Raw genomic sequence first — 23,671 nt, forward strand, 5'->3', positions numbered from 1 at the left:
GCTGGAACCGACTAAGGGGAGGCCAATCCGGTGCGTAACGTGCGGAGACGGCAGGTCAGGATCGGGCCGTTGAGCTGGCGGCGCGGGCCGTGGGGAACGACGACGTGGTCGTTGCGTCTCGGGCGGTGGTCGTGGACTGGTAGACGACGCTCCGCCCGGACACGCCGGAGCGTCGTTCGACAGGCGCGGCGCTGAGCTGAAACCCACCGATCGCCGGAAGTGCAACGGCCCCCGGGGAGGATACTCTGAGTGCACGGCCCGGCGGCCGAATTCGTCGAGAGGCCAACGGAATCGCCGTCCGCGGCCGACCCGATCGCGGCCGGGCTTCCGGGAGGAGGCCGGTCATGTTCGAGCACTTCACCGAACACGCACAACGGGCGATCGCGCTGGCCCAGGACGAGGCCCTCGAACTCGATCATCTCGCCGTGGACAGCGAACATCTCCTGCTGGGCCTGATCCGGGAGGGCTCCGGTCTGGCCGCCGCGATCTTGATTTCGTTCCGCATCAACCTCAAAGACGCCCGTCGTGGGGTCAAGGCCCTCGTCAAGCGCGTCTACCGGGAGCCCGCGAACGAACGTGCGCTTACCCAGCGGGCCAAGAAGGTCCTCCAGCTCGCGCTCCAGGAAGCCCGGCGACTCCGCCACGATTTCGTCGGTTCCGAACACCTGCTCCTGGCCCTGCTCCGCGCGGGTGATGCGAATCCGGTGCTGGCCAGGCTCGGTGCCGATCCGGAGCGCGTGCGCCGGCGGGTGCTCCAATCGTTGTCCGGCGTGGGCACCGAGCAGGAGCCCGCCGTATCCGACGTGCAATACCAAGCCGCGCCGCTATCGGCAATGCTGGACCAGTTCGGCCGCAGCCTGACGCAGAGCGCCCGGGAGGGCAAGCTCGACCCGGTGATCGGCCGGGAGAAGGAAATCGAGCGGATCATGCAGGTCCTCTCGCGGCGCACCAAGAACAACCCGGTGCTCATCGGTGAGGCCGGCGTCGGCAAGACGGCGGTCGTGGAGGGGCTTGCCCAGAAGGTGGTCAAGGGCGAGGTGCCCGAGACGCTCAAGGACAAGCAGCTCTACACCCTGGACCTGGGATCGCTGGTCGCCGGTTCCCGGTATCGCGGTGATTTCGAGGAGCGCCTGAAGAAGGTGCTCAAGGAGATCAAGACCCGCGGCGACATCATCCTGTTCATCGACGAGATCCACACCCTGGTCGGCGCGGGTGCCGCCGAGGGTGCGATCGACGCGGCGAGCATCCTCAAGCCGATGCTGGCCCGCGGCGAGCTGCAGACCATCGGAGCCACGACCGACGAGGAGTACCGGAAGCACCTGGCGAAGGATCCGGCCCTGGAGCGCCGCTTCCAGCCGGTCCAGGTCGAGGAACCGTCGGTGGCGCGGGCCGTGGAGATCCTCAAGGGCCTGCGCAGTCGCTACGAGGCGCACCACCGGGTGTCCATCACCGACGCCGCGCTGGTCGCCGCGGCGAGCCTGGCCGACCGCTACATCAACGACCGCTCCCTGCCGGACAAGGCGATCGACCTCATCGACGAGGCCGGCGCCCGCATCCGCATCCGCCGCACCACCGAACCCGACCTCGACGTGGTCGCCGAGGTCGATGACGAGCAGATCGCCGAGGTGCTGGCGAACTGGACCGGCATTCCGGTGTTCAAGCTCACCGAGGAGGAGACCACCCGGCTGCTGCGCATGGAAGACGAGCTGCACAAGCGGATCATCGGCCAGGACGACGCGGTCAAGGCCGTCTCGCAGGCCATCCGCCGCACCCGTGCCGGGCTCAAGGACCCCAAGCGCCCGTCCGGCTCGTTCATCTTCGCCGGCCCCTCGGGTGTCGGGAAGACCGAGCTGTCCAAGGCGCTGGCGGAGTTCCTCTTCGGCGACGACGACGCGCTCGTGCAGATCGACATGGGCGAGTTCCACGACCGCTACACCGCCTCGCGGCTCTTCGGCGCCCCGCCCGGCTACGTCGGCTACGAGGAGGGCGGTCAGCTCACCGAGAAGGTCCGCCGCAAGCCGTTCTCGGTGGTGCTCTTCGACGAGATCGAAAAGGCGCACCAGGAGATCTACAACACCCTGCTGCAGGTGCTGGAGGACGGCCGGCTCACCGACGGGCAGGGCCGCACGGTGGACTTCAAGAACACGGTGCTGATCTTCACCTCCAACCTGGGCACCCAGGACATCTCCAAGGCCGTCGGGCTGGGCTTCTCCAGTGGTCAGGGCGCCGAGTCCAACTACGAGCGGATGAAGAACAAGGTCAACGAGGAGATGAAGAAGCATTTCCGGCCGGAGTTCCTCAACCGCATCGACGATGTGATCGTGTTCCACCAGCTCACCGAGGCCGAGATCATCCAGATGGTCGACCTGCTCGGGGGCCGGGTGGAAAAGGCGCTCAAGGGCAAGGACATGGCCCTGGAGCTGACCGACACGGCCAAGAAGCTGCTGGCCAAGCGCGGGTTCGACCCGGTGCTGGGCGCCCGGCCGCTGCGCCGGACCATCCAGCGCGAGATCGAGGACAAGCTCTCCGAGAAGATCCTGTTCGGCGAGGTCCAGCCGGGTCAGATCGTGATCGTGGACGTCGAGGGCTGGGACGGCGAAGGCGCCGACGACAAGGCGCACTTCACCTTCCGCGGCGAACAAGCCGCGGCGCGGCAACCGGAAACAGAACCGGCCGATCCCGCACTCCTCCCCGACCCGGCGTGAGCCACAACGACCGCATCGACGAAACGTTGGGGGTGCGGGGAAAGCGCGATACGCGAGAGCCCCAGGTCAGGCCCGTACGATGACATCGGCGGAGACGATGCCGGTGGAGCCGAGCTGCCGCCTCGGGCGCCGGTTGCCCCACGGGCCGCGCACGGCGATCAGATCGCTCGGAACCGGACAAGCGCGACCGCCCTCGACCGGTTGATGAAGCGCGACGTCATTGCCGGACGTGGCGTGACTGGGCACAATCCTCACCCCGAGAATGGTGGTATCGGCTGAAGAACGCAGCGGTCGGACAAGCGCTGCTGGACCATTGTGCAACACGACGCCGGTGTGGTATCACCCGGCCCGGAAAACCTTGCGCTGTCGGGTGGTTTTGGGCGACTTCTCGCCATGGCTCAGAGGCTGAGCCACCGGTCATCCACCGGCAGGGTGACGGGTGGTGATCAGGGCGATTTCAAAGGAACCGGGACATCGATTTCCCTTGAAACCGCGTGCCCACGGTCGCCTCGATCACGGAACCGGCAACTTGTCCCGATAGGACGAACATTGTCCACTAACTCCGCGGCAACGACAGCTGAAAAACCGACCAACTCGGCCGGTCACACGATGTCGTCATCCTCAGCGGCCCGGGTGTAGAGGGTCCGTCCGCGCAGGACCGTGCGCAGGCAGCGCGGTTGCGGTGCGTCCGGGGAGAGGTCCGGCAGGCCCGGCACCCCCGCTCGCGGGTCGGTGGACCACCGCTGCACACGCGAATCCGGTGCTGCCACAACGAGTTCGCCCGTATCCCACACCGCGTAGGTCGCGGGAGCGCCGGGGACGAGGGTGCCCGTGACACCGTCGTCGACTCCGGCGGCTCGCCAGCCGCCCCGCGTGTGCGCCGTGAACGCGGCGCGCGGCGAGATGCCGAAGCCATCGGTGTGGTGGTGGACCGCGGCTTGCACCGCACGCCACGGTTCGAGCGGCGTGACCGGAGCATCCGAACCGAATGCCAGCAACACACCGTGCGCGGCGAGCTTCGAGAACGGGTTCATCCGGGTGCCGCGCTCGACGCCGAGGCGCACCGCGTACATGTTGTCGGCCCCGCCCCAGGCGGCGTCGAAAGACGGCTGGACGGACGCGACGACGCCGAACCTGCCGAGTTCGGCGGCTTGCTGCTCGTCGATCATTTCCAGGTGCTCCAGCCGGTGGCGCATGCTCGCCAACGCCGGTGCCCCCACGATCTCGGCCGCCTTGCGGAAACCATCGCAGACCTCCGCCACCCCGGCGTCGCCGATCACGTGGAATCCGGCCTGCAGCCCGGTGCGCGTGCACTCCACCAGGTGCTCGGCCACCGCGTGCGCGTCGAGGTAGAGCACCCCCGCGGTCGTCCGGTCGTCCGCATAGGGCTCGCGCAGCGCCGCGGTGCGCGAGCCGACCGCACCGTCGACGAACAGGTCCCCGGCCAGGCCGCGAACGCCGAGTTCGCGGGCCCGCTCCACGGCGCCGAGCTCACCCCAGTAGCCGACGACATCGGGCACCCCGCCCTGCGCCGAGAGAGCCAACAGGTCGGCCAGGTCGTCCGCGCCGGAGATGTCCGGCCCGCCGCACTCGTGCACGCACGCCACGCCCCGCGAGGCGGCGTGCCGCAGGAAGGCGAGCTGCGCTTCCTTTCGCTGCCCGGCACCGAGGGATTCTCGCGCGGCACGGCGCACGTGATGGTGCGCTACGCGCGTCAACGGGCCGTCCGCGCTCCACCCTTCGGCGTCGCGGCTCAGCGGTACCCGATCCACCAGGGCGGTGGACACCAGGGCGGAATGCACGTCGATCCGGGACAGGTACACCGGCGCACCGGCCGCGGCGCGGTCGATCTCGTCACGGGTCGGGGGCCGCCGTTCCGGCCACCACGTCTCGTCCCACCCGTGGCCCCACACCAGCGCCCCCGGGTACTCCGCGACGTGATCCCGCAGCGCGTGCAGGAATTCCGTCAGCGACGCGCAACCGGTCAGGTCGAGGCCGTTGAGCAGCAGGCCGGTCGAGGTCGCGTGCACGTGCGCATCGACGAAGGCAGGCGCCACGAACGCGCCTTCGAGGTCGACGACCTCGGCGTCGGGATGCAGCGCACGGCCGACCTCGTCGCCGCCGACCCACGCGATGGTGCCATCGGTCACGGCCATCGCGGTGGCGCCGGCGTCGGCGGGTGAGTGGATTCGCCCGCCGAGCAACAACGTGGTATCGGACATGTCCTTCGTGCTTCCCTGTTCCGGGTTTCCAAGTGCGCAGGCCGACGTCTGCCGGAGGGGCCGACGCACGACCTCCAAGATCGAACTCAGCCCCCCCGATCGAACCCGGCCGCGATCGTTCTGGCGAGCTTACCCGTCGCTTGTCGGGCCTCGACGCGACGCCGACCGGATCACCTGCGCGACTGCTCGTCCGGCCGTTCTGCCTGCGCAGATCGCTTCGGGGGAAGCAATTCCGGGCCACCGTCCGCGGTGGGCTCGTCGTCGGTGACCGAAACCACCTCGCCATCGATGACGTCGCTGCCCGGCGCCGTCGCGCCCCGCTGGCGCTGGGCCCGCTGCACGTGCAGCCACATCTGGTCCTGCATCGCCTTCGAACGCCGTTCCGCGGCGCGGATCATCCGGTTGCGCAGCAGCGCGCGGGTCGGCGGGAACAGACAGAGCAGCCCGAGGACGTCGCTGATGAAACCCGGCAGGATGATCAGGATGCCGGCGGCGGCGATGAGCACCCCGTCGGAGAGCTCCTTCTCCGGAGGTGTCCGCCGGCGGGCCGCTTCGCGGAACTCCTGCAGGGTCCGGCGGCCTGCCCGGCGCACCAGCCAGGATCCCAGCACCGCGCCGGCCAGCAACAGGCCGAGGGTGGGCAGCACGCCGATCGCCTGGCCGAGGGCGACCAGCACGGCGATTTCGGCCACACCGGCGACGAGGAGCAGAACGAGGATCGGCACGGCGCGCAAACCTCCTGTTGGTGGCAGTCACCCGATTCAACGAATCAGACCCGGGAAATGCTCCCGGGGGCCGCCGAGGTGATGAACGCCGTCGGCGGCGGGCACCATAGACTTTCCCGCGATGCGGGCGCACAAGTCGAAATCACTCATCCTCCTGCTGGTCGGCAGCGTGCTGGCGCTCGGGATGCTGATCAGCGACCAGTACCTGCCGGGGTTGCCGTTGCAGCCCAAGCAGCTCCCGGCCGCGGTGGTGACGGTCGGTGACAGCACGTTGTCGGGCGAAGGCGGCGGCAACTACGAGGCCGGGACCAACGGCGAGCGAGACAACTGGTGCCACCGCTCCCCCGCCGCGCCGGTCAACCAGCTTCAGCTGCCGGCCACGGTAACCCGCATCAACCTGGCCTGCTCCGGCGCGACGGCCGAGCTGGTCGGCGCCGATCCGGAACCCGACCACGCCGAGGGCTCCCAGGCGCAGCGGCTGGCCGAGCTGGCGCAGCGCTACCGCATCACCGACGTCATCGTGGAGGTCGGCGCGAACGACGATCCGGGCTTCACCGATGTCGTCAACCAGTGCGTGGAGGCGTGGGTGCGGCAGAGCATGGACGGATGCGCGGCGCAGCTGCGCACCGTGTGGCCGCAGCGGCTGGAGCGGATGAAGCCGAAGGTGCTCGACGCGCTGCACGACATCCGGGCGGCGATGGACGGCGCGGGCTACACCCCGAGCAGTTATTCGTTGATCGTGCAGTCTTACGCCTCACCGGTCGGCCCCGGGGTCAAACCCGAGTTGCAGGACCTGTCCGGCTGCCCATTCGTGACCGGCGACCTGGAATGGATCCGGAACACCGGTGTGCCGGAGTTATCGGACGCGCTACGAGACGTCGCGCGGCAGGCGAACGCGCGGTTCCTGGATCTGTCCCGGGCGGGCGAAGGGCACGAGGCGTGCACCGGGAACCCGCGGACCGCCGAGGGTGAGTGGTTCACCCGGCTGACCGTCGACTGGGCGAGCCTCAAGGACGAGCGGCGTGCCCCGCACGCGATGCAGGAGTCCTTCCACGCCAACGCCACCGGACACGCGCAACTCGGCCGCTGTCTCGGCGAGTTCATGGCCACCCAGGATGCGCAGGCGGTGTGCCTGCCGGACGAGCGCGGCAACCTGCGCGCGGTACCGGAACACATCGCGGCGCTGCGGGCACATCCCTGATCCACCGCGCCCCCTGTGAGTACTTCGGAGTGCTCTAGCACCCCGAAGTACTCACACACCTGATCGGCGGAAATGCTCAGATCGCCGGTGGGCGGCCCTCGAAGGGGGTGGAGAGCACCACGGTCGTGCGAGTGGAGACCTTCGCCGCCTCGCGGATCTGCCGGAGCAATTCCTCCAGGCCCAGCGGGGAAGCGACCCGCACCTGCAGGATGTAGGACTCCTCGCCGGCCACCGAGTAGCACGACTCGATCTGCGGCAGGTGTTCGAGCCGCTGCGGGTAGTCGTCCGGCGCGGCCGGATCGATCGGGGTCAGCGAGATGAACGCGGTCAGCGGCAACCCGATCTGGTCACCGTCCACTTTGGCCGTATAGCCCTGGAGGGCACCGCGCTGTTCCAGCCGTCGAACCCGCTGGTGCACCGCGGAGACGCTCAGCCCGACACGCTCGGCCAAGTCGGTGAAGCTGCACCGGCCATCCCGCGCCAGCTCGCGCAGAATGGCGCGGTCGGTGGCTTCCAGCGCGCCCGAATTTGCGGATCTGTCGCTCACGCCGGCAGCACCACCAACTCGTGCGGTTGGTTGTTGACGCTCTCGACGCCGTCCTCGGTGACGATGACGATGTCCTCGATCCGGGCACCCCAGCGCCCCGGCTGGTAGATGCCCGGCTCGACGCTGAAGGCCATCCCGGGTTCCAGCGCCAGCGCGTTTCCCTCGACGACGTAGGGCTCCTCGTGCACGTCGAGCCCGATGCCGTGCCCGGTACGGTGCACGAAGAATTCACCGAACCCGGCGGCGGCGATCGGCTCGCGGGCGGCGGCGTCGATCGACTCGGCGGTGGTGCCCGGCCGCACCGCCTCGACCGCGGCGCGCTGGGCGGCCTGCAGCACGGCATAGGTGTCGCGGACGTCCGGCTGGGCGGGCTCGCCGACCGCGTAGGTGCGGGTGCAGTCGGAGTTGTAGCCCTCCGCGATCGGGCCGCCGATGTCGATGACGACCACGTCGCCGCGTTCGATCACCCGGTCGGACAGGGCGTGGTGCGGGCTGGCGCCGTTCGGCCCGGACCCGACGATGACGAAGGCCGCCTCGGTGTGCCCCTCTTCGAGGATCGCGGCGGAGATGCCGGCACCGACTTCGGCCTCGGTCCGGCCCGGTTTGAGGAATTCGGCCATCCGGGCGTGCACCCGGTCGATGGCGGCCCCGGCCTTGCGCAGCGCCTCGATCTCGGCGGCGTCCTTGCGCATCCGCAATTCCCGCAGCACGGCTCCGGCCAGCACCTGCTCGGCCTCGGGCAGGGCGGCGCGCAGCGGGATGGTGTGCAGCGCGGGCATCACGTCGGCGACGGCCAACCGGGCCGGTGCGCCGCCCCGGCGGGCCAGGTCGGCCACGATCGCGTGCGGGTCCTGGCCGTCGACCCAGGTCACGACCTCGATGCCGAGCCCGGCCAGCGGGATGCCGGCGAAGCCGGGCTCCTCCACCTTCGGCACCACCAGCGCGGGCCGGCCGTCGGACGGCAACACCAGGCAGGTCAGCCGCTCATGCGACTCCCCGCCCGCGCCGAGGAGGTAACGCAGATCGGAGCCCGGCGAGATCAGCAGTGCGTCGAGTCTCGCCACGGCGGCGACTTCGGCGGCCCGGGTCAGGCGGGCGGCGAGCACGGATGGATCCTGCTTAATCGAGTCGGTGGCCATAGCCCCCCAGCCTAATCCCGGTTCGAGGCCCCGATGTCCGCCCGGTCGGTGGGGGATTTCGACGGAAATCCGCCTGCCGATATCCAGTGAAATCGCCGCCTTCCACCGCCCACCGCCCATCGCCCACCGCCCATCGCCCATCGCCCACCGAGAGTCGACATGACAAGCTGAGGCCGTGACTGGCCCCCTGATGCTCGTCGATTCCGCCGGGTTGTGGTTCCGCTCGTACTACGCCCTGCCGGACTCGCTGACCGCCCCGGACGGCACACCGGTGAACTCGGTGCGCGGATTCTGCGACATGCTCGCCAAGCTGATCACCGACCGACGCCCGTCCCGGCTGGTGGCCTGCCTGGACAACGACTGGCGCCCGCAGTTCCGGGTCGACGCGCTGCCGTCCTACAAGGCGCACCGCGTGGCCGCGGACGACCCCGCCGCCGAAGAGGTCCCGGACACGCTGTCCCCGCAGGTCCCGGTGATCCTCGAAGTGCTCGACGCGGCGGGGATCGCCACCGCGGAAGCGGCGGGCTACGAGGCCGACGACGTCATCGGCGTGCTGGCCGATCGCGAAGACCGGGACGCGGTGGAGGTCGTCACCGGGGACCGCGACCTGTTCCAGCTGGTGCGCGCGGAGCCGACCGCGGTCCGGGTGATCTACATCGGTGCGGGCCTGGCGAAGGCACAGAACTTCGGCCCCGCCGAACTCGCCGCGAAGTACGCCCTGTCGGTCGACCGCGCCGGCGACGATTACGCGGAAATGGCCGTCCTGCGCGGAGATCCTTCCGACGGACTGCCCGGTGTGGCGGGTATCGGGGAGAAAACGGCGGCGAAGCTGATCACCCAGTACGGCTCCCTCGACGCACTGCTCGCGGCGGCGGAAGGCGGGGATTCCGGCCTGACGCCGCGGGTGCGCGGCAAACTCGCCGAGGCCGCGGACTATCTGGCCGCGGCGCCGTCGGTGGTCCGGGTCGTCCGCGACGCCCCGGTGGTCCTGCACCGCCCGGATCCGATCCCGCAGTCCACTGTGGATACCGATCGCCTGCGCGCCCTGCAAAGCACCTGGGGCCTCGGAGCCAGCATCGACCGCCTGATCGCGGCCCTCACTCCCTGATCGCGAAACGGGCGAGGCACTTCATCCGCTTAACCGAGGGGGTCACCGTGATTGTCCATTGTGGAATACCTTGACCGGCACGGAATCCCGTGCTCAGAACGATCAGAAACCCGGCGGAACCCGAACCCTTCCCGCCCCCGCCGCACGCGTCGGCCGATGTTCACTTCGGGTGGCCGACCTCGTAGACACCCTTGCTGTTCTTGACCGTGACCGTGACGGCCTTGGCCTGCGAATCAATGGTGACCTTGCAGTCGAAGCGGTGCGCGACCTCCACCGGCTGCCCATCCGGGCAGCTGACCTCGCCGACCCCCTTGATCCCGTAGGAGCTCTTCAGGGTCTGCGAGACGCCCTTGGCAACGCTTGCCGAATCGAACACCGGCCGCACGAACCAGCCCGGCGCGACGAATCCCAGCACCAGCACCGCCCCGATCACGACCAGTGCGCCGAAGCCGCCGAGCACCCACGGCAGCGCCGACCGCTTCTTCTTCGGCGGCGGCGCGTACTGGCCGTAGCCGCCCGACGGTGCGAACTGGCCGCCGCCCGGCGGGTGCTGCTGGCCGCCGCCCGGCGGGTACTGCTGGCCGTGGCCGTAGGGCTGCTGCGGTGGCTGCGCTGGCCGCTGCGGCGCGAAGCCACCCGGCTGCGGATAGCCCGGCGCCGCCGGTTGCATCCCAGGACCCTGCGGTTGCTGACCCCACTGGGGGTAGCCCCCGAGCGGGCCGTAGTTCTGGTATGTACATAACTTTCTCTCGACCATCATGTGGAGATCAGATCACAGCCAACGCGATCGGACATACACGAACCCCCTCCCCCGGCAAGGGGAGGGGGCTTCACGTGATATCGGCACCCCTACCTTCCCTCTGGCTGTGAGACTCGGCGCTCTACCACGCCGAAGCTGGGGGATGACCGGACCCCCGAGGGGCTGAGCCGGTCCGGCCATCCCGTGCCCTGCTGTGTCTGGGGACCAACAGCAGGGCACATATCGGCGGGCGCGCTGGCTGAGGCAGCATGGCCGCGCAGCTCCACCGGAGCTCGATATGGATGGCAGCCGGAGGAATGACGTCACCCCCGGACCTTTCCTCCGGCTGCCGCGACTCATCGCCCGGATTACTGGGGGATCTCCGGCGATGAGCCGAGTCTCAAGGGTGCAGGCAGCACTTAGGGCACTTGTCTATCCGCTGGCTAGCCGGCCCTTTCAACACGGGCGACCCGCACAGCGAGAAGAAGAAAACCCGGCCGTCTAGCGTGATTTTGTAGGGTTCGGGACCGAGCCGGTGCCTGAGCGGCTGGAAAAAACCGGGGTACCACGGGCCGTCATACAGTTGCCCGGACACGGTGAACCATGCACTCACGGGGGAGCTCATGGCTGGCCGCCGGTCGCGTGGATTTTGTGTGCCTGATCAGTCCAGGTGCAGTCTCCCAGCATGTGTACCTCTCCCTGTGAGGCAATCTGGCTTGCGCCCGTGTGTCGAGCGAAGATTGGCCGTCCCCGCGCCGAAGATGGAGTAGAGAAGGCGCGGGGACGGCTGCCCGGTCCGGTGGGCGCGGTCCGTGATCCGCCCCGTTGCGGTCTCGGTACCACCAGTCCGGGCGGTCTTAGAAGTCCCAGGTTCGGCTTCTGGCACCGCGTTCTTTGACGGCTTCAGAGCAGCCGTCGCACCGGTCCGTAACGAGTTTGCTCTGCGGCTGACGGTCGTTCGGAGTGGGCCACGGTGCCTTGACCGTTTCCCCGCACAGCGCCTCGAAGCTGCTGCCGTGGATCAAGGCACCGGGGCGCTGCATGGTCGCGTGCCGATAGTTCGAGCGGGGCGGGCAGATCCAGTACGCAACCTCATCGCTCGCTGACTCATGCTTAACGATCTTGGGCCTTGGCGCGCTCATGGCTGCACTCGCACTCGTTGCCTCTCTCGGTCCCCGCGTTCGCGGGCTTTCACGCGGTGGTGCTGATAGGAGCTCCACGCCGACCCGGCACTGACCCTGATACAACGCCACATAAGATCACCCTCACACCAGGATTCTCTTCTGACAAAATCAGACGCTACCGTTGACAACATCAGACGATCAAGTCCGCTAGATGGGTGAACGTTGGCCCCGCGGGCGGCGCTAAGGTGCTCGACATGTCAACGGCGCGACAGCGACAACTCGGTTCGTGGCTGGAGAAACTGCGCAAGCAGTCAGGCCACGACGTCGAGCAGGCTGCGGAAGTACTGGGCTGCTCGGTGAGCAAGATTCGCCACATGGAAGCGGGCCGATCCAAGGCCAAGAAGAGCGAGCTGACCAAGCTATTGGACCTGTACGGGACGCCGGACAACGTCCGCGCTCAGTTGGAAGCGACGCGGGCCGAGTCCGAGAAACGTGGTTGGTGGGAGTCCTACCAGGTGCCGGAGTGGTTCGCGCCGTTCGTTGAGTTCGAGAGCTTCGCGAGCGAGGCTTACAACTTCGAGCTCGACCTGATCCCTGGACTGTTGCAGACCGAGCGCTACGCCTACGAAGTGCACCGCACCGGCCGATACACCACCAATCCACCGGACATCACTCGCCGCGTCGAGGCTCGAATGGCTCGGCAACGCCGGCTCGAAGAGACTCCGCCACTCCAGTTCCGAGCCGTGGTCGCCGAGTCGGCGTTCCACCGTCTCGTCGGTGGCCCCGAGGTTATGCGTGCGCAGATCGACGCTGTGATCGAACGGTGTCAGCTCCCGAACGTGATCCTTCAGGTACTACCGTTCGAAGCGGGCATGCACGCCAGCCCATCCGGGGCGTTTATCGTGTTGTCGTACTCGCGGCCAGACGAGGAGCCGCTCGGTTTCATGGACTCGCCGCTCGGTGGGCACACGGTTGACAAGGCGGAGGACGTAGTAGCGCTCCGATACGTCTTCGACGAGTTGCGATCCTTGGCGCTACCGGCTCCCGCAACACTCGATCGGCTGCGTACCATCAGAGACACCCTGGACGGAAAGTAGGAGGTTGGGGCGTGGATACATCACACGCGGCGTGGCGCAAGTCGTCGCGGTCTAACAGCGGCGGCAACTGTGTGGAGGTCGCCCAGAATCTACCGGGCGTGGCCCTGATCCGAGACTCCAAGCTCGGTGATGACAGCCCGGTCCTGGCCCTGGCCCCGTCCCAGTTCGCCGCGTTCACTCGACTCATCAAGGACGGCCGTCTCGACGGCTGACCCAGAAACACAAAATGCCCCCACCCGGATCTTCCCGGGTGAGGGCTTTTTGCTGTACTCAGCACTACATCGAGGCAAAGATAAAGGTCAGCACCAACCCAACGGCGGCAACGATGATCGTTGCCCGCGGCAGGCCGGCACCGGCTCTCCCCTGCCGCGCCCGATCCAGACCGAGCCCGCCGAGGATGAGCGCGGCGATGAGGACGAAGACCGACAGCGGAGCGGGGATGAACGGGCCAACGATGGCGAGGATGAGGCCGAAGGTGCCGTAGCCGGCGGTTTTGAACGGCTCCTCCGCAGGTGCGGGCGGCGTTTCGTGCTTCGCCGGCTGGTCGTGCCACCAGCGTTGTTCGGGCATGTGTTCCCCCTGTGGGCGTGGACACTGACGTATCGCTAGCTCGGTGGTGGTGTTACATCTGGTTTGTTCGCGGCGTTGATCTGACGGGCGAACTCCAGCGCCCGGATCTGCCAAGAGTCCCCGAGCAGACCAAGGACGTCGATCGGTCCGAGGCCGAACCAGTCACCGGGAGGATCGTCGTAGCGCCGCATCCCCTCCCTCTTCTCGTAGTCCGACGCGGCTAGATCCAGCCACGCGGCTAGAGGTTTCGCAACAGCGGGGGACATGGTGGCGATCCAGCGGGCGTCTCCGGGATCAGAACCGGCGACCCACTTCACCGCGTTTGGGCCAGCGAACACACCCTCTCGCGGGTAGCTACCGGATGGGAGTTCGGTCGTCCAAGGTCCAGGTGTCGCCTTACCCGCCAGCTCCCGCAGCGACGCTGCGGCCTGACGGAGTTCTTCGGCGGGCCGTAGGGGGACGACATCTACACCTCCGGACGATGGTCACTCGGCCGCCGGGACGAACCCGACGCCAGGTGATCCAACCACAACACACCGGCCGCCCGAATCGGCCGGGCGGCCGTCACAGCGCCCCGGCGGCGACCACGCCGCGCCGGATGGCGGTGACCGCCTTGGCCGCCGCCGAACCCACCGGATCGGTGACCCCGACGACCTCGCGGATCTGGTCGAGCAGGTCGATGACCTGGCGGCACCAGCGGACGAAGTCTCCGGCCGACAGCTCGTGCCCGCTGGACTCCGCGGCGGTGAGGACCTTCTCCAGCGACTCGCCGCGCGCCCAGCGGAACACCGGCCAGGCGAAACCGGCGTCGGGCTCGCGGGTGCGGTCCAGCTTGTGCCGCCGCTCGTCGTCCTCCAGTTCCGCCCACAGCCGCCAGGTGGCGGCCAGCGCGTCGCTGACCGAACCGGCCGGCACCTGCGGGGCCAGCCCTTCCCGCCGCGACTCATACACCAGCGAGGACACCACGGCCGCCAGTTCGGCCGGTCCCAGCCCGCGCCACGCCTCGACCCGCAGGCACTCGGCCGCCAGCAGATCGGACTCGCTGTAGAGCCGGGACAGCCGCCGCCCGTGCTGGGTGACCTGGCCCTCCGCCGAACCCGCCGCCGGGAGGTAGTCCCGCTCGGTGAGCAGCGCCACGATCCGGTCGAATGAGCGAGCCAGCGAGTGCGTGGTCGCCGCGACCTTGCGCCGCAGGTTCTCGTTCTCGCCGCGCAGACGCTCGTGACGCTCGGCCCACCGGGCGTGGTTCTCCCGCTCGTCGCAGCCGTGGCACGGGTGCGCCTTCAGCGCGCGCCGCAGCGTAGCCAACTCGGCGTCGTCGGCCGCGTCCGAGCGTCGCCGCGAGCGCCCGCCGGAGGCCGCCAGGCCGGTGTTGCGCAGCGTCGAGGCCAGGTCCCGGCGGGACTTCGGGGAGCGGGTGTCGACGTGCTTGGGCAGCTTGATCTTGCCCAGCGGCTCGACCGGCGAGGTGAAGTCGGCGACCGAGAGCCGCCCCGACCAGCGATCCTCGGTGACCACCAGCGGCCGCGGCTCGCCCATCGGCTCCAAGCCCGGATCGATGACCACCGCCAGCCCGGAGCGCCGCCCGGCGGGCACCGCGATCACGTCGCCCTTGCGCAGCTTCTCCAGCGACTTGGCCGCCTCCGCGCGGCGCGACTGGCGGTTCTGCCGGGCCAGCACCTTCTCCCGCTCGGAGATGCGGCGACGCAGCTCGAAGTACTCGTCGAAGTCGCCGAGGTGGCAGTGCATCGCTTCGCCGTAGCCGGTCAGCGCCTCGTTGTTGCGATCCACCCGCCGGGACAGCCCCACCACCGAGCGGTCGGCCTGGAACTGCGCGAACGACTGCTCCAGCAGTTCCCGCGCGGCGTCCTGGCCGACGCGCTGCACGAGGTTGACGGCCATGTTGTAGCCCGGCCGGAACGACGACCGCAGCGGGTAGGTGCGGGTGGAGGCCAGCCCGGCGACCTGCTTGGGGTCGATGCCCGGCTGCCAGACGACCACCGCGTGGCCCTCGATGTCGATGCCGCGCCGCCCCGCCCGCCCGGTGAGCTGGGTGTACTCGCCGGGGCTGAGGTCGACGTGCGATTCGCCGTTGAACTTCACCAACCGCTCCAGCACCACCGTGCGAGCGGGCATGTTGATGCCCAGCGCCAGTGTCTCGGTGGCGAACACGGCCTTGACCAGCCCGCGGACGAACAGCTCCTCGACGGTTTCCTTGAACGCCGGCAGCATCCCCGCGTGGTGCGCGGCCAGCCCGCGCTCCAACGCTTCCCGCCACTCCCAGAAGCCCAGCACCGCCAGATCGCTCTCCGGCAGGTTGGCGGTGTGCTCGTCGACCACCTCGCGGATCTCGTCCACTTCCGCCTCGGTGGTCAGCCGCAGGCCCGCCCGCATGCACTGGGCGACGGCCTGGTCGCAGCCGTTGCGGCTGAAGATGAACACGATCGCCGGCAGCAGCCCGGCCGCGTCCAGCCCGCTCAGCATCTCCAACCGCGACGGCGGGTAGAACCGGGGCGGGCGCGGGCCCTTGCGCTTGGTGTTCGGCCCACCGCGCCGACCTCCGTAGGGCAGGTGCACGCGGGCCAGCTGCTGGGTATGGCGAAGCAGGTTCGGGTTGATCCGCAGTTCCCGGTCCACGGTTTCGCCGCCGAAGAGGTCGAACATCCGGGGCCCGACGAGCATGTGCTGCCACAGCGGCACCGGCCGGTGCTCGTCGACCACGACCGTGGTGTCGCCGCGCACCTCCTGCAGCCACTCGCCGAACTCCTCGGCGTTACTCACGGTCGCCGACAGGCTCGCCACCTGCACGTACTCCGGCAGGTGCAGGATCACTTCCTCCCACACGGCACCCCGGAAGCGGTCGGCGAGGTAGTGCACCTCGTCCATCACCACGTAGCCGAGCTGGTCGAGGCTGCGGGAGCCCGCGTAGAGCATGTTGCGCAGCACCTCGGTGGTCATCACGACCACCTGCGCCTCGCCGTTGATCGAGGTGTCGCCGGTCAGCAGGCCGACCGCGGCACTACCGTGCCGCGCGCACAGGTCGGCGTATTTCTGGTTGGACAGCGCCTTGATCGGCGTGGTGTAGAAGCATTTCCGGCCCTCCGAGAGCGCGAGGTGCACGGCGAACTCGCCGACGACGGTCTTGCCGGCGCCGGTCGGCGCGCACACCAGCACCCCGCGCCCGGCCTCCAGGGCTTGGCAGGCGGTGCGCTGAAAGGGGTCCAGTTCGAAAGACAGCTCTCCCGCGAACTCGGCCAACTTGGGGTGCGCAGTGCGGCGACTGTGCGCCGCGAACGCGTCGGCCGGGGACAGCTTGGTGGGGTTGGAACGGCTGGCAGCCACGTCCCAAGGCTTTCACATGATGCCGACCGCCGTCGCAGGTCCTCGCTCGACGAGCGGTGCTCGCCTCGTCACAGTGCCGCTCAGGCCCGGCCCGCGCGGACCCGGGCCGCGCGGACCCGGGCCGCGCAAGCCGGGTTCGACAGACCTCAACCGAACCGACCACCGCGAGCGCCCCGGGCACGCACCGCATGCGATCAGGTGATGTCGTCGTGCTGCTTCGTGCTCGGCGACGGCGTGGTGTCCAGGTCGGATGGCCGGAAGTCGATCTCCGACGCCTCGTCCAGGCCCACACCCGCCAGGCCGTCGGCCGCGAGCTTCTTGGCCTTGCGCCGGTCGTTGGCCCGGCAGAGGAGCATCGCGATGCCGAACAGCACCACCAGCGCCCCCGCCAGCGCGAGCATCGAGAACGGGTCCTGTCCCGGCGTGGCGACCGCGGCGAACACGAACAGCGCGAACACCACGCCTCGCCACCAGCTCTTCAGCTTCGCGTAGCTGACGATCCCGGCCCGGTTGAGCATCACCAGGATCAGCGGGAGCTCGAAGCTCACGCCGAAGATCAGCAGCAGGAGCAGCATGAAGCTGATGTACTTGCCGCCGGTGAGCGCGGTGAAGAACGCATGCCCACCGAACCCGGACATGAAGATCAGCGCCTGTGGGAGCACGAAGTACGCCAGCACCGCACCGGCCGCGAACAGGATGGTCGCGAAGAACACGAACGTCCGGGCGAACTTGCGCTCCTTGGCGTAGAGGCCCGGCGTGATGAACGCCCACAGCTGGTACAGCCACACCGGGCTGAACAGCACCGCGCCGACCGAAATCCCGACCTTCAACGTCAGCATGAGGATCTCGAACGGCTCGGTCTGCAACAGCTGGCACGTCCCATTGGGGCTCAACCGCTGCTCGACGGGCAACGCGCAGTACGGCCCGAGCAGCACGTCGCTGAGCGTCGGCAGCCCGAAAACCGAATGCGAAAACCACCAGAAACCAAAGATGCCACCGACGACCACCGCCGCCATGGCTACGCCCAACCGGTACCGCAGCTCGTAGAGGTGATCGACGAGCGTCATGGTGCCGTCGGGATTGTGCCTGCGCCCCCACCGACGGCGGTCCTTGCGGAACGGATTCAGGCGGTGCAGTGCACCCACCGTGTTGCCCCGTCCTCAGTCAGTTCTTGGGATCGTTGCGCTGCTTCTCGTCGACCGGAGGCGAAACCGACGGTGGGCTGGCCTCGCCGGAGGTCAGCTCCGGTTTCGACTCCCGCTCGGCCTTCTCCTTCTTGGCCGCTTCCTCGTCCGACTTCATGCCACGGGCTTCCGCCTTGAATACTCGCGCGGACTGGCCGAGGGAGCGCGCCATTTGTGGGAGCTTGGTGGCGCCAAAGAGCAGCACCAAGACCAAGACGATGAGAATCAGCTCCCAGCCACCTGGCAAACCCATCCGTGTAAACCTTTCATCAGGTCCCTGCAGGCGCAATGGTACGCGGGGCAGGGGTCGACAAGTAGGGCCGTCGCACGTCACCGGTCGCGACGTTGCGCGAGCGCCACCTTCAAACCGGCCACGCGCGCCTTCACCAAGCCGCTGCGGTCACCGAGGTCGTGGGCGACCTGCCGCTGCACGGATTTGAACCTGCGCAACTCCCGGAACAGCCGCAACAGCAGCAGCGCGAGCAGGATCAGGCCCACGGCCAGCAGGGCAAGACTCCACATATACGGCACGAGATCACCGTAGCCCCCTCAGGTGGACGGAAGATGACGCGCCCGTGCCAACGCGCCTTCCGCGCGTTGACGCACGTCACACGCCAATTCCGAAGGGCTGAGCACCCGCACTTGGCCGCCTAGCCCCAGCAGCAGCCGCGTCATCCACGACCGGTCCGAGTACCGCATCCGCACCCGGGCCCGGCCCTGCGGCAGCTCGACCAGCTCATCGACCGGGTAGTACTCGGCCACCCAGCGCGCATCGGGCGCCAGCTCCAGCTCGGCGACGGACTGGTCCGGCGCCGGCCGGAACAGGCCCTCCGAGACGTCTGTTGGCTCGGCCTCCGACGGCGGCTGCGCGGACTCCGCCAGCACGTCCACATCGTCGATGCGGTCCAGCCGGAACATCCGCACCCCGGACGCGTTGCGGCACCAGGCCTCCAGGTAGCTGCGCCCGTCGATGAGCAGCAGCCGCATCGGATCCACGGTCCGCTCACTGATCTCGTCGCGGGAGGCGGTGTAGTAGCGCATCCGCAACGCCCGACGGCGCGTCGTCGCGTCCTGCACGGCCGACCGCACGCCCGGCCGCAGCGCGGCTTCCCGCCCCTCCAGGCCGACGACCACGCCTGCTGGGCGCGCCTGCCCGACGGCATTCTCCACTTTCGCCAAGGTGCGCTGCACCGCGTCGGTGTCGGTGATGCCCGGGGTGTCGGCCAGCGCACGCAGCGCCACCAGCAACGCGGTGGCCTCGGACGCGGTCAGCCGCAGGGGTCGCCGCATGCCCGCGTCGTAGGTGACGGTGATCGAGTCGCTTTCGAAGGACAGGTCGATCAGGTCGCCGGGCCCGTAGCCCGGCAGCCCGCACATCCACAGCAGTTCCAGGTCCTTGCGCAGCTGGTGCGCGCTGACCCCGAAGTCGGCCGCGGCGTCGGCGATCGGAATGCCGGGCCGGCTCAGCAGGTACGGCACCAGCGCCAGCAGCCTGGGCAGCCGCTCGGTCGCGCCCGTCATCGCCCCTCCCCCCGGTCAACGGCGCTGTCCCGGTCGACGACGTCCAGGTGGATCTCGTGCACCGTCTTGCGCAACGTGTCCGGCTCCAGCACCACGACGTCCGGCCCGTGCCCGGCGAGCCAGCTAGCCGCCGACTCCGGGTACCGCAGGTCGAGCTCCAGCACGTCCCCCGGATCACCGCCTAGTTCCACCTGCGGGTCCACGACGGTAGCCCGGCGCCGCAGCCCCTGCGCTCGACCGGCCGCGACCCACACCCGGGCCAGCGTGCTGGACGGGGGCTCGCGCTGGTCGCCGGCCACCAACCGAAGCAGGTCGGTGTCCGGCGGGCGCTGCACCTGCCCGGCCGGTCCCACCACTTTGGTCTGCCCCAGGATCCGGGACAGCCGGAAGCAGCGGGGCGCCTGCCGGTCGCGGTCGTGCCCGACCAGGTACCAGCGGCCCCGCCAGGACACCACGCCCCACGGTTCTACGGTGCGGCGGTGCGCCTCCGGGCTGCTCGGGCGCCGGTAGTCGAACTCCACCACGCGCCCGCTCTGCACCGCGCCCAAAAGCGGCGCGAACGCGGGCTCGCTGGTGCGCACCTTCGGCTCGACTGCCGCCGAGGAGTTCTCGTCGACGTCGACCCCGGCGGCACGCAGCTTCAGCAGCGCGCCGCGGGCCGCCGAGGTGAACTCCGGGGAGTCCCACAGCCGCACCGCGAGGCCGACCGCTGCCGCCTCATCGGGTTCCAGGTCGAGGTCGCCCAGCTCGTAGTCGCGGCGGGCGATGCGGTAGCCGTCGGCGGAGTCGAACGCGGAGTTGCGCCCGGTCTCCAGCGGGATCCCCAGGTCGCGCAGCTCGGCCTTGTCGCGTTCGAAGGTCCGGAAGAATGCCTCGTCGGTGGGCGCACCGGAATAACCCGGCACGATCGCCCGGATCCGCTCCGCGGTGAGGTACTGGCGGGTCGACAGCAGACACAACACCAGGTTCACCAAGCGCTCAGCACGCACAGTGGCCACGTCGAAACTCTAGCTCCGCAGTATTCGATCACGTGTTTGGGTCGATGCACATCATGCCTAGTGATGCGGGATGAGACCACTGCGGCACGCCGGTTTCGGGCGATTTCCCCGCGGACCGAGGTTCCATTTTCCGCCGCGATCGAACTTTTCTCGCCGTCTCGCATCCCGACACGCCGGAAATCAAAAATTTTGTGCCGGGCCGCGCGTTCCTAGGCTGGCGACATGTCCGACCCCGTCATGCTCATCACCGGCGCCTCGCGCGGCATCGGCGCGGCCACCGCCCGCGCCGCCGCGGCGGATGGTTATCGACTCGCCCTGCTCGCTCGCTCCGCCGAATCCTTGTCGCCTCTGGTTGACGAGCTGGGCGCGGATACCGCGCTCGCGCTGCCGTGCGACATCACCAGCTGGCCCGACCTGAGCGCCGCCGTGCAGCGCGTCGAAGACCGCTTCGGGCGCCTGGACGCGGCCTTCGCCAACGCCGGGATGAGCGTGCCGACCTCGTTCCTGGGCAACGGCGGCGCCGGCCCCGAGCAATGGCGCGAGATGATCCTGACCAACGTCTACGGCGCCGCCATCACGGCCCGCGCGGCGCTTCCGGCGCTGGTCCGCACCCAAGGCCACCTGCTGCTGACCGGTTCGAACGCCGGACGCGGCATCCGCCCCGGCAACCTCTACTCGGCCACCAAGTGGGCGGTGACCGCCCTGGCCCAGAACATCCGCGCGGAATGCGTCGGCACCGGCGTCCGGGTCACCCTCATCCAACCGGGCATGGTCGAAACCGATATGACCGCAGCCACCCGGGACGTCCCCAAGCTGCGCCCGGAGGACATCGCCAACGCCGTCCGCTACGCCCTCGGGCAGCCGCCCGGGGTCGACGTCAACGAACTGACCATCCGCCCCACCGGCCAGCACCCGGAGCGGTGAGACAGCCGAGGCGCGGGCGCCTTCGGGTGGAAGGCGCCCGCCACGCCTCGAAGGTGTGGATCCCGGTCACAGCGAGCTGATCAGTCGTTCCACCCGTTCGTCGACCGCGCGGAACGGGTCCTTGCACAGGACCGTGCGCTGGGCCTGGTCGTTGAGCTTGAGGTGCACCCAGTCCACCGTGAAATCCCGACCCGCGGCCTGCGCGGCGGCGATAAAGTCACCGCGCAGCTTGGCCCGCGTGCTCTGCGGCGGGGTGTCCTTGGCGGCCTCGATCTCGCCGTCCTCGGTGGCGCGGTCCACCAGGTCCTTGCGCTGCAGCATGTCGAACAGCCCGCGGCCCCGGCGGATGTCGTGGTAGGCCAGGTCGAGCTGGGCGATGCGCGGACTGGACAGTTCCAGCCCGTGCTTGTTCCGGTAGCGCTCCAGCAGCCGGTGCTTGATCGCCCAGTCAATCTCCCGGTCGATCAGGGAGAAGGACTGCTGCTCGATCGCGTCCAGCGCCCGGCCCCACAACTCCAGGATGCGTTCGGTCATCGGGTCCGAACCGCGCCGCGCGACGTGGTCGACCGCCCGGCCGTAGTACTCCCGCTGGATGTCCAGCGCGGAGGCCTCCCGGCCGCCGGCCAGCCGGACCGTGCGCCGCCCGGTGAGGTCGTGGCTGATCTCGCGGATCGCGCGGATCGGGTTGTCCAGGCTGAAGTCCCGGAACTGCACGCCCTGCTCGACCATCTCCAGCACCAGATTCGCCGAGCCGACCTTGAGCAGGGTGGTCACCTCGGACATGTTGGAGTCGCCGACGATGACGTGCAGCCGGCGGTACCGCTCGGCGTCGGCGTGCGGCTCGTCGCGCGTGTTGATGATCGGCCGCGACCGGGTCGTCGCGCTGGACACGCCCTCCCAGATGTGCTCGGCGCGCTGCGACAGGCAGTACACCGCGCCGCGCGGCGTCTGCAGCACCTTCCCGGCCCCGCAGATGAGCTGGCGGGTCACCAGGAACGGCAGCAGCACGTCGGCGATCCTGGAGAACTCCCCGGACCTGCCGACCAGGTAGTTCTCGTGGCAGCCGTAGGAGTTGCCCGCCGAGTCGGTGTTGTTCTTGAACAGGAAGATGTCCCCGCCGATGCCCTCGTCGGACAGTCGGCGTTCGGCGTCGATGAGCAGGTCCTCAAGGATCCGCTCGCCGGCTTTGTCGTGGGTGACGAGCTGGACGAGGTCGTCGCATTCGGCCGTGGCGTACTCGGGATGCGAGCCCACGTCGAGGTAGAGCCGGGCCCCGTTGCGCAGGAAGACGTTCGACGACCTTCCCCACGACACGACCCGCCGGAACAGGTACCTGGCCACCTCGTCCGGGGACAGTCGCCGCTGCCCGTGGAACGTGCAGGTGACCCCGAACTCGGTTTCGATGCCGAAGATCCGCCGCTGCATGGTTCCACACTAGGCGCAAATCGCGTTCCTCGGCGGTCCGCCGTTCGGGCAGCGGTGGCATGTTTCATGGGCTGGACCGTTGCGCCGCGTCATCAGCGGGGTCGGCAAGGCCGTGTGAGCTGGCACGACGCAGCGCTCGTTGCCGCGAACGCGGGCTGACATCGCACTAAAGGTACTCAGCAGCGCCGCCAACCACAGCATGTTGTGGCTGGCCCGCCGCGGCGATCCTCGTCCGGAAAAAAGAGGCGCCCTTGACCATCTTGGCCAAGGGCGCTCCCGATTTGCCGCCAATTAGGCTATTTGCCCTTTTTTGCCTCGTCCTTGGCTTCGCCACCACCGGAATCGCCCTTGGCGTCCCCGTCCTCGGCTTCCGGGGCGGGGAGCAGCGCCTTCAGCGCCGCGCCCTGGAAGCGGCGGAAGGTGCGGTGCGGGCGGGCGCGATCGAGGACCGCGACCTCAAGCTGGCCGATGCCCAGCTCCCGGGTGCTGTCCCCGCCGGAGGACAGCGCCTCCACGGCCAGCTTCGCCGCGTCGGCCAGCTCCAGCCCGTCGCTGAAAGACTCCTTGAGCGTGCTCGCGATCGCGTCGGCCTGGCCGCCCATCACCACGAACTGCGGCTCATCCACGATGGAGCCGTCGTAGGTCAACCGGTACAGCTGGTCGGTGTCGGCGGTGAAACCGACCTCGGCCACGCAGATCTCCACCTCGAACGGCTTGATCTGCTCGGTGAAGATCGCCCCGAGGTGCTGGGCGTAGGTGTTGGCCAGCGACCGGCCGGTGACGTCCCGTCGGTCGTAGGAATACCCGCGGACGTCGGCGATGCGCACGCCGGCCACCCGCAGCGCCTCGAACTCGCTGTAGCGGCCCACGGCCGCGAATCCGATGCGGTCGTAGATCTCGGAGACCTTGTGCAGCGTCGGCGACGGGTTCTCGGCGACGAAGAGCACGCCACCGGCGTACTTCAGCACCACCACGCTGCGGCCCCGCGCGATGCCCTTGCGGGCCAGCTCGGAACGCTCCCGCATCAACTGCTCGGGAGAGGTGTAGAACGGCATCGTCACGGCTGTGCACTCCTGGTTCGAATCTGCTCGCTCGGGCAG

22 protein-coding genes are annotated in these 23,671 nt (G+C 69.0%); 6 read left to right on the top strand and 16 right to left on the bottom strand.

Features of this window, described 5'->3' with window-relative positions; all coding sequences use genetic code 11:
* Nucleotides 1-344 precede the first annotated feature (344 nt).
* On the top strand, nucleotides 345-2,705 hold the full coding sequence (locus BJ970_RS00600; protein WP_184722149.1) for an ATP-dependent Clp protease ATP-binding subunit: 2,361 nt from the start codon (nucleotides 345-347) through the stop codon (nucleotides 2,703-2,705).
* Between the two features lie 66 nt (nucleotides 2,706-2,771).
* Here the strand turns inward: BJ970_RS00600 and BJ970_RS00605 are convergent, their stop codons facing one another.
* The 3 genes from BJ970_RS00605 to BJ970_RS00615 all read right to left on the bottom strand — a co-directional run bounded on the left by BJ970_RS00605 (nucleotide 2,772) and on the right by BJ970_RS00615 (nucleotide 5,652).
* Nucleotides 2,772-2,960, bottom strand: coding sequence for a hypothetical protein (locus BJ970_RS00605; RefSeq protein WP_184722152.1), 189 nt, complete (start codon nucleotides 2,958-2,960; stop codon nucleotides 2,772-2,774).
* Between the two features lie 347 nt (nucleotides 2,961-3,307).
* The gene (locus BJ970_RS00610) at nucleotides 3,308-4,927 is read right to left on the bottom strand and encodes an amidohydrolase (RefSeq protein ID WP_184722155.1); all 1,620 of its coding nucleotides are present in this window, start codon (nucleotides 4,925-4,927) and stop codon (nucleotides 3,308-3,310) included.
* A 170-nt stretch (nucleotides 4,928-5,097) separates the two neighbouring features.
* Nucleotides 5,098-5,652: an FxsA family protein gene (locus tag BJ970_RS00615; RefSeq protein WP_184722158.1), complete on the bottom strand. Its 555-nt coding sequence runs from the start codon at nucleotides 5,650-5,652 to the stop codon at nucleotides 5,098-5,100.
* Between the two features lie 121 nt (nucleotides 5,653-5,773).
* On the opposite strand from BJ970_RS00615, the gene BJ970_RS00620 reads away from it, so the two are divergent.
* The gene (locus BJ970_RS00620; protein WP_184722161.1) at nucleotides 5,774-6,853 is read left to right on the top strand and encodes a GDSL-type esterase/lipase family protein; all 1,080 of its coding nucleotides are present in this window, start codon (nucleotides 5,774-5,776) and stop codon (nucleotides 6,851-6,853) included.
* 76 nt (nucleotides 6,854-6,929) lie between these two features.
* Here BJ970_RS00620 and BJ970_RS00625 read toward each other — a convergent pair whose 3' ends face one another.
* The gene (locus BJ970_RS00625) at nucleotides 6,930-7,400 is read right to left on the bottom strand and encodes an Lrp/AsnC family transcriptional regulator (protein ID WP_184722163.1); all 471 of its coding nucleotides are present in this window, start codon (nucleotides 7,398-7,400) and stop codon (nucleotides 6,930-6,932) included.
* The gene (locus tag BJ970_RS00630) at nucleotides 7,397-8,539 is read right to left on the bottom strand and encodes a M24 family metallopeptidase (RefSeq protein WP_184722166.1); all 1,143 of its coding nucleotides are present in this window, start codon (nucleotides 8,537-8,539) and stop codon (nucleotides 7,397-7,399) included. The genes BJ970_RS00625 and BJ970_RS00630 overlap by 4 nt, the downstream gene beginning before the upstream one ends.
* A gap of 190 nt (nucleotides 8,540-8,729) precedes the next feature.
* Here BJ970_RS00630 and BJ970_RS00635 point away from each other — a divergent pair, with 190 nt between their 5' ends.
* Nucleotides 8,730-9,647: a 5'-3' exonuclease gene (locus BJ970_RS00635; protein WP_184728795.1), complete on the top strand. Its 918-nt coding sequence runs from the start codon at nucleotides 8,730-8,732 to the stop codon at nucleotides 9,645-9,647.
* Between the two features lie 160 nt (nucleotides 9,648-9,807).
* Here BJ970_RS00635 and BJ970_RS00640 read toward each other — a convergent pair whose 3' ends face one another.
* Complete coding sequence (locus BJ970_RS00640; protein ID WP_246470620.1) at nucleotides 9,808-10,317, bottom strand: DUF4333 domain-containing protein; 510 nt, start codon at nucleotides 10,315-10,317, stop codon at nucleotides 9,808-9,810.
* A gap of 1,447 nt (nucleotides 10,318-11,764) precedes the next feature.
* On the opposite strand from BJ970_RS00640, the gene BJ970_RS00645 reads away from it, so the two are divergent.
* The gene (locus tag BJ970_RS00645) at nucleotides 11,765-12,607 is read left to right on the top strand and encodes a helix-turn-helix domain-containing protein (RefSeq protein ID WP_184722169.1); all 843 of its coding nucleotides are present in this window, start codon (nucleotides 11,765-11,767) and stop codon (nucleotides 12,605-12,607) included.
* 11 nt (nucleotides 12,608-12,618) lie between these two features.
* Nucleotides 12,619-12,819, top strand: a complete 201-nt coding sequence (locus BJ970_RS00650; RefSeq protein ID WP_184722172.1) for a DUF397 domain-containing protein — start codon at nucleotides 12,619-12,621, stop codon at nucleotides 12,817-12,819.
* A gap of 64 nt (nucleotides 12,820-12,883) precedes the next feature.
* On the opposite strand, the gene BJ970_RS00655 is transcribed toward BJ970_RS00650, so the two are convergent.
* The 8 genes from BJ970_RS00655 to BJ970_RS00690 all read right to left on the bottom strand — a co-directional run bounded on the left by BJ970_RS00655 (nucleotide 12,884) and on the right by BJ970_RS00690 (nucleotide 20,222).
* Nucleotides 12,884-13,177, bottom strand: a complete 294-nt coding sequence (locus BJ970_RS00655; protein ID WP_184722175.1) for a hypothetical protein — start codon at nucleotides 13,175-13,177, stop codon at nucleotides 12,884-12,886.
* A 35-nt stretch (nucleotides 13,178-13,212) separates the two neighbouring features.
* Nucleotides 13,213-13,443, bottom strand: a complete 231-nt coding sequence (locus BJ970_RS00660; protein ID WP_184722178.1) for a hypothetical protein — start codon at nucleotides 13,441-13,443, stop codon at nucleotides 13,213-13,215.
* Between the two features lie 298 nt (nucleotides 13,444-13,741).
* Nucleotides 13,742-16,519: a DEAD/DEAH box helicase gene (locus BJ970_RS00665; protein ID WP_184722181.1), complete on the bottom strand. Its 2,778-nt coding sequence runs from the start codon at nucleotides 16,517-16,519 to the stop codon at nucleotides 13,742-13,744.
* 194 nt (nucleotides 16,520-16,713) lie between these two features.
* On the bottom strand, nucleotides 16,714-17,655 hold the full coding sequence (gene tatC, locus BJ970_RS00670) for a twin-arginine translocase subunit TatC (RefSeq protein WP_221467339.1): 942 nt from the start codon (nucleotides 17,653-17,655) through the stop codon (nucleotides 16,714-16,716).
* 28 nt (nucleotides 17,656-17,683) lie between these two features.
* Nucleotides 17,684-17,956: a Sec-independent protein translocase subunit TatA gene (tatA, locus tag BJ970_RS00675; protein ID WP_184722186.1), complete on the bottom strand. Its 273-nt coding sequence runs from the start codon at nucleotides 17,954-17,956 to the stop codon at nucleotides 17,684-17,686.
* A gap of 77 nt (nucleotides 17,957-18,033) precedes the next feature.
* A complete protein-coding gene (locus tag BJ970_RS00680; protein ID WP_221467340.1) occupies nucleotides 18,034-18,225 on the bottom strand; it encodes a bacteriophage holin in 192 nt (63 codons plus the stop codon).
* Between the two features lie 27 nt (nucleotides 18,226-18,252).
* A complete protein-coding gene (locus tag BJ970_RS00685; protein ID WP_184722192.1) occupies nucleotides 18,253-19,224 on the bottom strand; it encodes a helix-turn-helix transcriptional regulator in 972 nt (323 codons plus the stop codon).
* A complete protein-coding gene (locus BJ970_RS00690) occupies nucleotides 19,221-20,222 on the bottom strand; it encodes a helix-turn-helix transcriptional regulator (RefSeq protein WP_184722196.1) in 1,002 nt (333 codons plus the stop codon). Before BJ970_RS00690 ends, BJ970_RS00685 begins: the two co-directional genes overlap by 4 nt.
* A gap of 222 nt (nucleotides 20,223-20,444) precedes the next feature.
* On the opposite strand from BJ970_RS00690, the gene BJ970_RS00695 reads away from it, so the two are divergent.
* A complete protein-coding gene (locus BJ970_RS00695) occupies nucleotides 20,445-21,146 on the top strand; it encodes an SDR family oxidoreductase (protein ID WP_184722199.1) in 702 nt (233 codons plus the stop codon).
* A 66-nt stretch (nucleotides 21,147-21,212) separates the two neighbouring features.
* Here the strand turns inward: BJ970_RS00695 and pafA are convergent, their stop codons facing one another.
* Complete coding sequence (gene pafA / locus BJ970_RS00700) at nucleotides 21,213-22,571, bottom strand: Pup--protein ligase (protein ID WP_184722202.1); 1,359 nt, start codon at nucleotides 22,569-22,571, stop codon at nucleotides 21,213-21,215.
* 296 nt (nucleotides 22,572-22,867) lie between these two features.
* Nucleotides 22,868-23,632 carry a proteasome subunit alpha gene (gene prcA / locus BJ970_RS00705; protein WP_184722205.1) on the bottom strand — a complete coding sequence of 255 codons (765 nt, stop codon included), beginning with the start codon at nucleotides 23,630-23,632 and terminating at the stop codon, nucleotides 22,868-22,870.
* Between the last annotated feature and the right edge of the window lie 39 nt (nucleotides 23,633-23,671).

Source organism: Saccharopolyspora phatthalungensis (genome assembly GCF_014203395.1).
Lineage (GTDB): Bacteria > Actinomycetota > Actinomycetes > Mycobacteriales > Pseudonocardiaceae > Saccharopolyspora > Saccharopolyspora phatthalungensis.